An 11,703-nucleotide genomic window follows, 5' to 3' on the forward strand; every position below is an offset into this window, starting at 1 on the left:
ACGCTCGTCGTGTGTCGCGCCGGATGCGACGGACCCGCCGCTGCGGAGATCATGGACGAGTTCCGGCGCACCGTACGGGCATGCAGGCACGGGGTCCTGGTATCGACCGGGTGCCTGCGCGGAGCGCTGCGCTGCGACGCCTTCGGACCGTACCGCAGCGGCGCCCGGGGGCTGTTCGCCGTGGCCCAGCCGTGCGATGCGCATCGCCGGCCGGTCGGCGGGGCGATCGCACTCGGGCCCGTCGCCGGTCGTGCGGATGCCTCAGCGGTGTGCCGATGGCTGCTTGCGGGCCTGCCCGACGACGGCAGCCTGCCGGCGCGACTGCTGGCCGCCCCGCCGCCGTGGAAGCTCGCTCACCTGAACTGATCCCGGTCGCGGTCGTCGCCGGCCTTGGTGAGGGCATCGAGCAGGGTGCCGATCTCCTCGTCGCGCAGGCTGTAGCGGACGATGCGGCCGTCCTTGTCTGCCCACACAGCGCCGGAGGCACGCAACAGACGCAGCGCCTGGGAGACGGCGGTGTCATTGATTCCGGTGGCGGTGGCCAGGTCGGAGACGGCGATGGGCCCGGCCCGGTGCACGGCGAGCAGCAGCGACAGGATGAGCCTGTTCGACACCCTCGACGGCACATTCATGAACTTCGCCTACCACTGGGCCTTCGCCAACCCGGTACGCAAGGTCTACTACAACCTCACCATCACCGGCCTGTCCATCGCCGTCGCCTTCATCATCGGCACCATCGAGCTGGTCGGCGTCCTGCACGACCAACTCGCCCTCCACGACCCGGTCACCGACTACATCAGCACCGTCAACCTCAACAACGTCGGCTTCCTCATCGTGGGCCTGTTCGCTGCGGTATGGGCGTGCGCCGTCACGTACTGGCGCCTTGCCAAGGTCGAACACCGTTGGCAGACACCCGCGAACGGCGACCGCTGAGCGCGTCGAGCGTCGGCGCCCAGCAACGTCGCGCAGTGTCGCGCTCGTTCAGCTCTCGGCGGCGTGGCGGATCGCGTCCAGGACGATGTGGGCGATGTGTTCGTCGGTGAGGGAGTATTCGATCTCACGGGCCTTGCGGTGGGCGGTGACGATCCGCGCGGTGCGCAGCACCCGCAGGTGCTGGGAGACCAGGGGTTGGCTCACCCTGAGGGCGTTGACGAGTTCGTGGACGCGCCGGTGCCCGCTGGAGAGCTCGCGCACGATCCCCAGGCGGACGGGTGCGGCCAGCGCGCGCAGGAGTTCGCCTGCGGCCTGCAGATCGGCTGGTGGTTCACCGGGTCGGTGCCGGGGTTGGTACTGAGGTCGGGATGCATCACCACATGCGTACTTTAGTACATGGCAATGGAAATCGATTGCCGTTCGGCGGGGTCGGGGGACGGGATGAGCGGTCGGCGGGTTCGGGCCGCCGAGGCACTTCGAGAGCGGAGCTTCGCCGGCTCGCCGACGGTAGTCGGAGACGGGCCCACTACGTCCCGTGGTCCTCATCGGGGAGTCGGTACGCGGCGAGGGCGGCGGTGTCGTCGTCGAGGGTGGCGTTGCTGTAGGCGAGCAGGTCCCGGTGCAGGCTGTCCAGGAGCTCGCGGGGAGGGAGACCGGCCCATGTGCGGATGCGCTGGGTGAGCGGGTAGAAGGCTCCGGTACGGTCGCGGGTTTCGGTCACGCCGTCGGTGTAAAGCAGTAGTTGGTCGCCGACTCGGAAGGGCTTTATGTCGACGTGGTAGTCGTTCCCGACCAGCATGCCGAGATTGAGAGGCGGTGACGGATCGGTCGGGACCAGCTCGCTGACCTGATCACGGTGGATAAGCAGGGGCGGGGGGTGGCCGCAATTGACGATGCGGACTACGGGTTCGTCGTCGGGAATCTCGGCGAGTACTGCTGTGATGAAGCGTTCATCGCTCCCCGGGAGCTGGGCTGCCCTGCGGCTCATGCTTGTTTCCAGTCGGCGCGCTACACCGGGCAGGTCGGGCTCATCGAAGGCCGCCTCGCGGAAGGCGCTGAGCATGGCCGCGGCTGATTCTACCGCGAGCAGGCCCTTGCCCCGGACGTCGCCGATGAGCAGGCGCACTCCGCGCGCAGTGCTCAGAGCCTCGTACAGGTCACCGCCGATCCGGGCCTCCGCGGCGGCGGACAGGTACAGGGTCTCGATGATGACGTGGCCGAGATGGTGCGGTACCGGGCGCAGCAGCACACGCTGCGCTGTCTCAGCCACGGAGCGCACAGTGGCGAGGGTGCGTTCTCGGCGCCTTCGGTGAGTGGCGAGAATGGTGCCGAGGACGCCGACCATGGCCGTGGATATGTAGGTGGCTACGTAATGGCGCTCCCACAGGTAACCCACGGACCGGCCTGCGCAGCATGGAGTGCCGGCCAGGACGCCTTCGAAGATCACAGCAAAAACCGTGATGGCGGCAACGCTGGCGGGGCCGTGGGCGTAGGCGGCGGCCACGGGAAGGGCGATGAGCAGAAAGCTCACTGGCCACTGCACGGGCGTAATCGGCTCGAGCACCAGGATCGCCGCGACATAGATGGCCGGCAGCCAGCGCATCCACGCTGGCGGAGCAGGCACCTGTAGGCCTGTGCTGCTCTCACGGTGTCTGTCGGTTTTGCCGCGGCTCGGCCGTTTCATTGCTTGCCCCGGTACAGGTGTAGTGGGCGTAGACGCCTCGGAGGACCGGACGAGCGGACGGAGTGCACCTTTCTGACCTGGCATCCTGCGGATCCATCCGGGTGAAACATGTCGATGGGGGTGAGACGTGCATACTCACTCATACGTTTCCTATCATGTCGAACTGCCCTGTGGCCTACACCTCCCAAACCGGAAAGCACGCGAGTGCGCAGGCCCTGAGACAGGTCAGGCCATGCTTGAGGCGAATCGATCCGTGCGGATGCTCGTAAGCCTGGTTCTCGATGAGCCAACCGAACTTGTCTGAGGCGCACGCCGCGGTCAACAAGCCGTCAGGAACCCCGCCCCACATTGAACGGAACGACCCAGCGAAGGGCTCGTCGTTCGACCCGCCGGACACGCCCTAGCCAGTCCTGGCCCGGGCTCCGACGGACGGGCCCTGACAGAGATCTATGCCGCAGGCGCTTCCGCCTCGGTCAACCGCGGCTCCAGCAGCCGGTGCGGCTTGCGCAGCGCGCGGCTGACGGGGTTTCGGGGATCCGACGGGCTGTGCGGACCGGGGCGCATCTCCACGTCCTCCGGTGGCACCAGCACGCCGCACCGCGGGCACACTCCCCGTACTCACCCAGATCGGTGCCGCACGCGACATGGCTGAAGACGTAGACGGGGCCGTTCCCGGTCAGCTCCTGTCCCTGCACGCTCAGCGCCCGCAGCGCGGGCCATAGCCCGTGCCCCTTCGGGGTGAGTACGTACTCCTCGCGCGGCGGCGATTCCTGGTAGCGCCGCTTCTCCAGCGCCCCGGCCTGGGTGAGGGACTGCAGCCGCGCGGCCTGCGCGGGGTCACCGACTGCGTGCTCGGCCAGCGCGGCGAGGCAGGCGCGGACGCGTTCGGCCTGCTCCAGCAGGTCGAGGTGGTGCAGTCGCACCACCTGGGGCAGCAGCGGATTGGGGTCGGCGAGACGGTCGGCGGCAGGCAAGGCAACGGGTGGCGGCGGGCCGACCGGCCCAGCGGCCAGGTCGTTGGCGTACGCGGCCAGGCTCCGGTAGGACGCAGCGCCGCGCGCTCCGGATCACCGCGCCGGAGCGCCCAGGAGACGGTGACAAGGCCCCTTGGAACAGCCCGCCGGCGACCACCAGACCGGCTCGCAGCGCGGCCTGTGACGGGCTCAGCGGAAGACCGACCGCGATCAGCAGCGCGACGGGCCACTGAAGGACTGCCGTGCTCAACCGCGGCCCCAGGCACATGGCAAGCCCGGTGGCGTACCCCCAGATGATGACGACGAGGACGAGCAGCCAAGGAGCGGCAGCCGCGGTGGTGGCGCCGACAAAGGCCGACACCGCCATGCCGGCACTGGCCGCCGCCACGGCCGCCACCTGGGTGCGTGTCACGCCCTGAAACGAGGCGAGCCCGGCAGGCAACGCCCCCAGTGACGCGAAGGCGCCGTAGTCCACATGCCCGCCGGCCGACCCCAGCGCGAGCGGAACCACCACCCCCACGGCCACTCGTACCGCACGCCAGGGTGCGACATCACCCCATCGGAACGGCCCGAACTGCAGCAGTTTTCCGCCACTGGAAACCGGCCCAGATAGCTGCCGGTCGCCCGCAGATCGCCGCGCGTTCGTCCAGGCTCATGATCGGCCATACTCGATGCCTATCGTAGAGCGATGCGTGTCATGGATCGATGCGTGCCCGGCGACGGGCGAGCACCTGTGATGGCACGTCGTGCGCCCCCTCAAGGAGTAGACCGCGGGGTGCCTTCGTGATCAGGTTGCGGTGGGTTACTCGAGGCTGAGTTGGCGAAGGTTGGTCCTGGTGAGCTCCAAGATCTCGTCTCCCTGACCGGAGAGGACGGTGCGGGTGGCGAACAGGGTGAAGCCTTTGAGCTGCTCGAGGGTGATCTTTGGCGGGAGTGAGAGCTCCTGCCGTTCGGTGGAGGCGTCGACCAGTGCGGGCCCGTCGTGCGCGAAGGCCGCTCGCAGGGCGTCCTCCAACTCGCCAGCACGTTCGACTCGGGAGGCGTACAGGCCGGCGGCGCGTGCCTGCGCGGCGAAGTCGGGGTTGTCCAGGCCGGTGCCGTAGTTGACGATGCCGGCGGCTTTCATCTCCAGCTCGACGAACGACAGCGCCGAGTTGTTGAAGACGACGATCTTCACCGGGAGGTCGAGCTGGCGCAGTGTGAGAAGCTCGCCAAGCAGCATGGCCAGGCCGCCGTCGCCGGCGAGCGCGACCACCTGTCGGCCGGGATGGCTGGCCTGGATCCCGATCGCGTGGGGTAGTGCGTTGGCCATGCTGCCGTGGTTGAAGGAGCCGATAAGCCGCCGCTCGCCATTCATGCGCAGGTAGCGGGCCGCCCACACGGTGGGGGTTCCGACATCGGCGGTGAAGGCCGCGTCGCGCGTCGCGAGCCGGTCGATGGCGGCGGCGACGTACTGGGGGTGCATGGGGGAGTCGGTGGGCTTGGCCTCGGCCAGCCGGTCCAGGCGGGAGCGCACCCGCCGGTAGTGGCCGGTCATCGTCCGGGCGAAGGCGTCATCGGTCCGCCGCTCCAGCAGCGGCAACAGGGCCTGAGCCGTGTCCTTGACCGTGCCGACCAGGGCGACGTCCACCGGCGTGCGACGGCCGATGTGCTCGCCGCGCATGTCGACCTGCACCACAGGCACGCTCTCGGGGTAGAACTGGCGGTAGGGGAAGTCCGTGCCGAGCATCAGCAGCCCGTCGCAGTGCTCCATCGCTCGGTAGCCGGAGCTGTAGCCGATAAGCCCGGTCAGACCCACGTCGTAGGGGTTGTCGTACTCGAGAAACTCCTTGCCCCGCAGCGAATGGACCATCGGCGCCTTCAGCACGTCGGCCAGTGCTACCGCCTCGTCGTGCGCGTCCTCGCAGCCGGCCCCTGCCAGGATCGTCACCCGACTGGCTGCGCCCAGGACCTGCGCCGCCCGGGCGAGGGAGGCGTCGTCCGGCCGAATATGGGAGGAGGCTTTCACCACCGGGCGCGGGGCGGCCCCCTTCGGTGCGTCGGCCAGGAACAGCCCGCCGGGGATGACGAGCACCGCCACCCCGCTGCGCTCGAGGGCGTGGCGCATGGCCGACTGCAGCAGCCGTGGCACCTGCTCGGCCAGGCTGGCCATCTCGCAGTAGACGCTGCATTCGCGGAACAGCTCTTGCGGGTGGGTCTCCTGGAAGTAGGAGCTGCCGATCTCCTCCTGCGGGATGTGTGCGGCGATGGCGAGTACCGGCACCCGGCTGCGCTGGGCGTCGAACAGGCCGTTGATCAGGTGCAGGTTCCCCGGTCCGCAGCTGCCTGCGCAGACCGCGAGCCGGCCGGTGACGCCGGCCTCCGCGGCGGCCGCGAACGCAGCGGCCTCCTCGTGCCGTACGTGTCCCCAAGCGATGCCGCCGTCGCGGCGCAGGGCGTCGGTGAAGCCGTTGAGGGAGTCTCCGGGCAGCCCGTAGATGCGCCGCACCCCGGACGCCTTGAGCGTGGCCACGATGACATCCGCGACTGTGCGGGCCATTCGTCCTCCTGACTCGGTCAGCGGTCACACCCACGCGCCCCAAGCCCCGGCCGGTTGCGGCTGCCCCGCAGCCGTATGCGCGAGCGCGGACTCTGCGAATGCCGGTACCTGATGCCGCCAGCGCCACCAGCATGGACCGGCTCCGGCGCTACCGCACCCGCTGGCCGCGGCGCAGCGATCGCCAGCCGGCAAGCGGGACGCCGGCGTGGTTGCCCGCTTTTCGTTCGACCGGTCGAGGCGAAGGCCAGGCCACGGGAGCCGGCAGAACCCACGGCCTCACCGGGACACCTGGACCAGGCCAAGGTCAGCGAGCGGGCGCATTCCGGTTCCGTCGCGTCCGTCGCCGCTGCCTCGCCTCGTACATGCGCCAGGTGAGCGCTTCGGCTGATATGAGCGGCATTGCGGACTGGCAGAGTCCGCTCCGGTCTGGGTGGTGGGACCGGCCTTGATCCCGCCCGGGCGGCGGGCGCTGCCTCTGGCGGCTTGTACAGACATGTTGAACCGTAAACCTACCTTGCAGTAATGTGCGCGGCGCGCGTGGACGGGGTCTTGATCGGACCCGTTCGGTTCCGCTGTTCCCCCGTGGCGAGAACCGGGATGTGCCGCGTGCATCGGGCCCCGCCTGGATCCCCCCGTTCAGGCGGGGCCTCCCCACCATCCGGTCGCGCCGCGATCTCAGGGGCACGGGCCGGCCGGGGCTCGGCCATCGCCGTTCACGCGAGGAGCCGGTCTCTTACCAGAGGCCGGAGGGTCCTTTTTGCATCATCTTGGATGGATAACGCTGATGGCAACGGGTGAGGTAGGTGCGTCGTGGCGGATGAGCGAACGGACTGGCCCTGCCGGCGAGCGGCGTCAACTGCTTCATCGACGTCGACGCCGACGAGGAGAGCGTGCATGGGCCTGCCCCCTCAGCGGCCCAAATCCACGGTCGCGGCTGAGTAACCTACCGCGACGCAGTACTCAAGCGTGGTGCGCAGCGTGGCCCGCCCGGTGCCGGCGGGGTCGCTGCCTCGTTCGCGGCGGTATGGGAGGGCGCCCAGGCGCAGCCCCCAGTCGGCATGGCGTTGGAGCTCTTCCGCCCGTTCGTCGTGCAGCCGCTGTCGGCGCGCCGGTTCGGCCGCCTGGTAGGCGGCGTATTCGGCTGGGTCATCGCTGGTGCCGTCGGACTCGATGTAGGCGCGCAGGAGTTCGTCGTCGCTGCGGTGGCCGGGCGTTGGCCGCTGTGCGTCCGGTGCCCGGACCGCCTCGGCGTGGGCGGCCAGCGCGGCGCTCAGTTCGTCGGAGAGGGTGCCGCCGGGTGCCGCCCCCACAGCCATCCGCACCATACTGGGATCGGCCCTGCGCAGCAGAATCGCCAGGAATTCCTGCGTGTTGGGGGAGGCGGCGTGCACATCATCGAACGCCACCGTCAGCGCACCACCATGTAGGTGGCACCGCTCGGGGGTCTGACCCTCCAACTGACTGACGCTTCGGCTGTCCTTATGTGGAATCGTCGGCCGTCCGGGGGGTGCCGCCATGCACGCGGCCGGTCGGGCGTCTGTGACCTCATAGGAGCCCGGCCAAAGGTCCCATCACAGTCTTGTCCTGCCGCCCGACCGGCGCGTGCCATCCCTCGCACGTCGCACGGAAGGACAGCAGTACCCAGCATGGCAGACGAGATAGCGGTGGTCGGCGGCGTGGATACCCACACCGACTTCCACCAGGCCGCCGTGATCGACTCCATCGGCCGACACCTGGCCACCGAGGCGTTCCCCACCAACCCCGACGGCTACCAGCGCCTGCTGGAGTGGCTGCGTTCGCACGGCGACCTCATGGCCGTCGGCGTCGAGGGCACCGGCGCCTACGGCTCCCAACTCGCCCGCCACCTGCGGGCGAATCAGGTAACCGTCATCGACGTGGACCGACCCGACCGCCGGGCCCGCCGAGCCAACGGCAAGTCCGACCCCGTCGACGCCTACGCCGCCGCCACCGCGGTGCTCTCGGGCCGAGCCGCCGGCATGCCAAAGACCCGCAACGGCATCGTCGAAGCCATCCGGTCCCTACGTGTGGTGCGCCGCTCGGCCATCAAGTCCCGTACCCAGACCATCAACCAGATCCGCAACCTCATCGTCACCGCCCCCGCCGAGGTGCGCGAGAAGCCACCGGCGCCCGGGCGCTGGGCGACGGCTCCCACGAGGTCACCTTCGCCGACGGCACCACCATCGCCACCGGCCTGCTCATCGGCGCGGATGGAGCCTGGTCGAGGGTCCGTCCGCTCGTCTCCGACGCCACGCCCGACTACACCGGCATCTCCTTCGTCGAGACGGACCTGCTGGATGCCGACACCCGCCATCCGGGAAGTGCCGCCCTCATCGGTGGCGGCTTCTTCATCAGCCTCGGTGAACGCAAAGGCTTCCTCGCCCACCGCGAGGCAGATGGCAGCCTGCACGTCTACACCGCGCTGAAGACCGGTGAGGACTGGCTCGGCAGCATCGACTTCACCGACGCCGACGCGGCCAAGAAAGCCGTCCTCACCCACTTCGAGGTCTGGGACGAGGGACTGCGGGCGCTGGTCGCCGACGCCGACGGCGTTCCGGCACCGCGCCGCATCCACGCCCTGCCTGTCGGCCACCGCTGGGACCGCACCCCCCCGGGGGTGACCCTGCTGGGTGACGCCGCGCACCTGATGTCCCCCTTCGCCGGCGAAGGCGCCAACCTCGCCATGTTCGACGGCGCCCAGTTCGGCCGGGCCATCGCCGACCACCCCGGCGACACCGAGGCCGCCCTGACCGCCTATGAGCACGCGCTCTTCCCGCGCAGCCAGACCTCGGCCGCCACGTCCGCCGCCAACCTCAAGCTGATGTTCGGCGACAACGCCCTGGAACGCCTGCTCGACCAGTTCACCTCCGGCCGCCCGTAAGACGACCAACCGGTCGCCTTGCACGCTCGATGCCGACCACCGACCTCGGGGTCATCGCGGGTCGCACCCGCCCTGGCGATCGAGCGACGGCCGGGCGAGGACCGAAACACCGGCCCGCCCACGGGACGTGTGGGCGCTGAACCTGCGACGCCATCAGCCTGTCCCACCGGACCGTTCGCCGATTCCGCTGTGCCATTCGCAACGGACTCTGCGGCCACGTCACCGGCCGCCCCAACAGCGGGGACAGAGGACCTCCGGCCGGCGCATCCATTCGGCACCCTCCATTCCGCTACACCGAGTGACCGGCCTTCATGCCCTCCAGTACAGCCTCCTCGACCGTGCGGGGGGCGACGCAGTCGCCGATCGCGCGTACGTCGCCCGGACAGTCCGCCAGCTCAGTCAGGAGTCCGTCGACCGGCTCCGGCGCGTGCGCCATGACGACAGCTGAGACCCCGTCCACGATGACAGGTTCCCGTGTGAGGGTGTGCTGGAGGTAGACAGTGTCGTCATCCACGCCGTAGATCCGCACGTTGGGCAGGATGCTGATCGAGGCGCGTGCCGCCCTCGCGAGCATGGCGTCGCGGACGTATTGCTGCAGGCGCTGGCCGGCTGTGTAGCCGTTGACTGCGAGTGTCACTGTGCGGCTCCTGTCCGCCAGCAGATGTGCGACCCCCAGGCCGACCCAGTCGCAGCGCCAGTCCGCGATGACGATGTGCCCTGATGGCACATCAGTGCCTCGCACGATGTCCCAGGCATCGATGATGGTCGGCTCGCCGAGAATTTCCAGATTGCTGCGGCGTGGCCGAGCCCCGGTCGCGACGAGGACCATGTCGGGCGACTCGTGCATGACGAATGCCGAGTCAGCCTTGGTACGGGTGAGGATTCGCGCACCGGCCCGCTCAAGTTCACTCGACAGGTTGGTGATGGCGCCACCGAACTCGGAACGGTCGGGTAGACGCTCGGCCAGCAGAACCTGACCGCCGAGCCGGCGCTCGGCTTCGACGAGGGTGACGTCGTGGCCGCGCTGGGCGCAGACGGCTGCCGCCTTCATGCCCGCCGGACCGCCGCCGATGACGAGCACCTTGCGCCGGCGGGTGGTGATGCGCAGGGTGCCGAAGGACAGTTCTCGCCCGGTCTCCGGGTGTTGGATGCAGGAGATCGGGTAGCCCGAGTGGAAGTGGCCGATGCACGCCTGGTTGCAGGCGATGCATGCCCGGATGTCGTCGGTCCGACCGGCCGCTGCCTTCGCCGGCATCTCCGGATCGCAGATCAGTGCGCGGGTCATGGCGCAGGCGTCAGCCTGTTCGGAGGTGATGATCTGCTCGGCCTCCTGCGGTTGGTTGATCCGACCGGCGACCATGACAGGCACCCGGACCTTCGCCTTGATGGCGGCGGCGAGCGGCGCAGTGTATGCGGTTCGTTCGGTCATCGGCGGTGCGATGTGGTCGGATCCGGCCGATGTGGCCGATGTGCCCGCGCAGACGCTGATGTAGTCCAGCCCGCCGTCGGCGTCGAGTTTCTCGCAGACTCCGGCCGTCTGACCGACGTCGAGTCCGGTGTCGTCGTATTCGGTGGCGGAGATTCGCAGCCCCACGACGAAGCCATCACCCACAGCTGCCCGCACCGCCTTGATCGTCTCGCGGAGGAAGCGCAGCCGGTTGTCCTCGGTGCCGCCGTAGCGGTCCTGGCGAAGGTTCACGGCGGGATCGAGGAACTGAGCAGGTAGGTAGCCGTGGCTGCCGACGATCTCGACGCCGTCCAGGCCCGCCGCCTGGATGCGCACGGCGGCATCTGCGTATCCGGCGATGATCTCGTGGATCAGGTCGGTCGTCAGGGCGCGCGGGACCACGTGGAACCGGTCGCTGGGAACAGCCGAGGGAGCCAACGCAACCGGCGCGGAGCCGTCCTGGGATTCCATGATCTCCCGACCCGGGTGGAAGAGCTGTGCGAACACAGCGCATCCGTGGGCGTGGACTGCCTCACCGAGGCGCCGGTAGCCGGGTATCGATGCGTCGTCGGTGGCCATCAGGAGATGGGCGGAGTAGCGCGCGGACTCGTGCACCCCGGATACCTGCAGGACGATCAGTCCGGCACCGCCCTTGGCGCGCGCCTCGTGATAGGCAATAAGCCGGTCGCCGATCACGCCGTCCTCGGCCATCACCGTGTCGTGCCCGGAGGAGAGCACCCGGTTCTTCAGCGTGACGGACCCGATTCGCAGCGGACTGAACAGGCGCGGGAAGCGCCCGGCGGCCCCGTCCGTGGGGAGTTGGTGATTGGCGGTCGTCGTCATCGCTTTCCCTTTCGTCCGGCTCCCGGTGCCGTGTCTGCGGGCCTTGCATCCGGCGGGAGCGCCGCCAGATCTGCCGGTGACACGCGAGCAGCACCGCGGCGGCGGCGAGTACGAGGGTGCCGAAGCGCCGCCCGTCCATCCACGCACTGCTGGTCGCCATCTCGCAGCCGTCGATCTCGACGGTCACGAATCGGCCACGTCGGCGGCGGGCAGCACAGGATGGAACACGCCCGATTGGATGCCCGCCCGACTCCGACCGTCCGTTCGCGCCATTGCTCTTGGACAGCAGCGACCGCGGGCCGCAGCCCTCGATGGCGTGCTGAGCTCGCACAGAACTCGGTCCAGGTCATCGATCGTGCGCACAGATCTCCTCGCATCATCAGC

At 69.3% G+C, this 11,703-nt stretch carries 9 protein-coding genes and 3 pseudogenes; 5 read left to right on the plus strand and 7 right to left on the minus strand.

All coding sequences use genetic code 11. The annotated features are described in order from the left end of the window. Positions 1-51 precede the first annotated feature (51 nt). Entirely contained in the window at positions 52-366 is a 315-nt protein-coding gene (locus tag NGB36_RS01955) for a hypothetical protein (RefSeq protein ID WP_255918242.1), read from the plus strand. On the opposite strand, the gene NGB36_RS01960 is transcribed toward NGB36_RS01955, so the two are convergent. Further along, positions 354-632, minus strand: coding sequence for a helix-turn-helix domain-containing protein (locus tag NGB36_RS01960; protein ID WP_255918243.1), 279 nt, complete (start codon positions 630-632; stop codon positions 354-356). The two genes, NGB36_RS01955 and NGB36_RS01960, sit on opposite strands and share 13 nt — an antisense overlap. On the opposite strand from NGB36_RS01960, the pseudogene NGB36_RS01965 reads away from it, so the two are divergent. Beyond that, a pseudogene (locus NGB36_RS01965) lies at positions 598-933 on the plus strand (HoxN/HupN/NixA family nickel/cobalt transporter); the annotation flags it as partial. The gene NGB36_RS01960 and the pseudogene NGB36_RS01965 overlap by 35 nt on opposite strands. A 48-nt stretch (positions 934-981) precedes the next feature. Here the strand turns inward: NGB36_RS01965 and NGB36_RS01970 are convergent. The 3 genes from NGB36_RS01970 to NGB36_RS01980 all read right to left on the minus strand — a co-directional run bounded on the left by NGB36_RS01970 (position 982) and on the right by NGB36_RS01980 (position 3,591). Beyond that, on the minus strand, positions 982-1,479 hold the full coding sequence (locus NGB36_RS01970; RefSeq protein ID WP_255918244.1) for an ArsR/SmtB family transcription factor: 498 nt from the start codon (positions 1,477-1,479) through the stop codon (positions 982-984). Then, positions 1,460-2,536, minus strand: a complete 1,077-nt coding sequence (locus NGB36_RS01975) for a PP2C family protein-serine/threonine phosphatase (RefSeq protein WP_255918245.1) — start codon at positions 2,534-2,536, stop codon at positions 1,460-1,462. Before NGB36_RS01975 ends, NGB36_RS01970 begins: the two co-directional genes overlap by 20 nt. Before the next feature lie 554 nt (positions 2,537-3,090). Beyond that, complete coding sequence (locus NGB36_RS01980) at positions 3,091-3,591, minus strand: winged helix-turn-helix transcriptional regulator (RefSeq protein ID WP_255918246.1); 501 nt, start codon at positions 3,589-3,591, stop codon at positions 3,091-3,093. Positions 3,592-3,887: 296 nt separating this feature from the next. Here NGB36_RS01980 and NGB36_RS01985 point away from each other — a divergent pair, with 296 nt between their 5' ends. Continuing rightward, the gene (locus NGB36_RS01985) at positions 3,888-4,010 is read left to right on the plus strand and encodes a hypothetical protein (protein ID WP_255918248.1); all 123 of its coding nucleotides are present in this window, start codon (positions 3,888-3,890) and stop codon (positions 4,008-4,010) included. Between the two features lie 383 nt (positions 4,011-4,393). Here the strand turns inward: NGB36_RS01985 and poxB are convergent, their stop codons facing one another. Both poxB and NGB36_RS01995 read right to left on the minus strand, forming a co-directional pair. Then, the gene (poxB, locus tag NGB36_RS01990) at positions 4,394-6,130 is read right to left on the minus strand and encodes a ubiquinone-dependent pyruvate dehydrogenase (protein ID WP_255918249.1); all 1,737 of its coding nucleotides are present in this window, start codon (positions 6,128-6,130) and stop codon (positions 4,394-4,396) included. Between the two features lie 908 nt (positions 6,131-7,038). Next, the gene (locus NGB36_RS01995) at positions 7,039-7,536 is read right to left on the minus strand and encodes a hypothetical protein (protein WP_255918250.1); all 498 of its coding nucleotides are present in this window, start codon (positions 7,534-7,536) and stop codon (positions 7,039-7,041) included. Positions 7,537-7,776: 240 nt separating this feature from the next. Between NGB36_RS01995 and NGB36_RS02000 the strand changes: the two are divergent. Together NGB36_RS02000 and NGB36_RS02005 are read left to right on the plus strand one after the other, a co-directional pair. Beyond that, positions 7,777-8,226 (plus strand): annotated as a pseudogene (locus NGB36_RS02000) (IS110 family transposase); the annotation flags it as partial. Positions 8,227-8,264: 38 nt separating this feature from the next. Continuing rightward, positions 8,265-9,029: pseudogene (locus tag NGB36_RS02005) on the plus strand (FAD-dependent oxidoreductase); the annotation flags it as partial. Positions 9,030-9,318: 289 nt separating this feature from the next. Here the strand turns inward: NGB36_RS02005 and NGB36_RS02010 are convergent. After that, complete coding sequence (locus tag NGB36_RS02010) at positions 9,319-11,319, minus strand: oxidoreductase (RefSeq protein WP_255918251.1); 2,001 nt, start codon at positions 11,317-11,319, stop codon at positions 9,319-9,321. Positions 11,320-11,703 lie beyond the last annotated feature (384 nt).

Source organism: Streptomyces humicola (genome assembly GCF_024436035.1).
Classification (GTDB): Bacteria; Actinomycetota; Actinomycetes; order Streptomycetales; family Streptomycetaceae; genus Streptantibioticus_B; species Streptantibioticus_B humicola.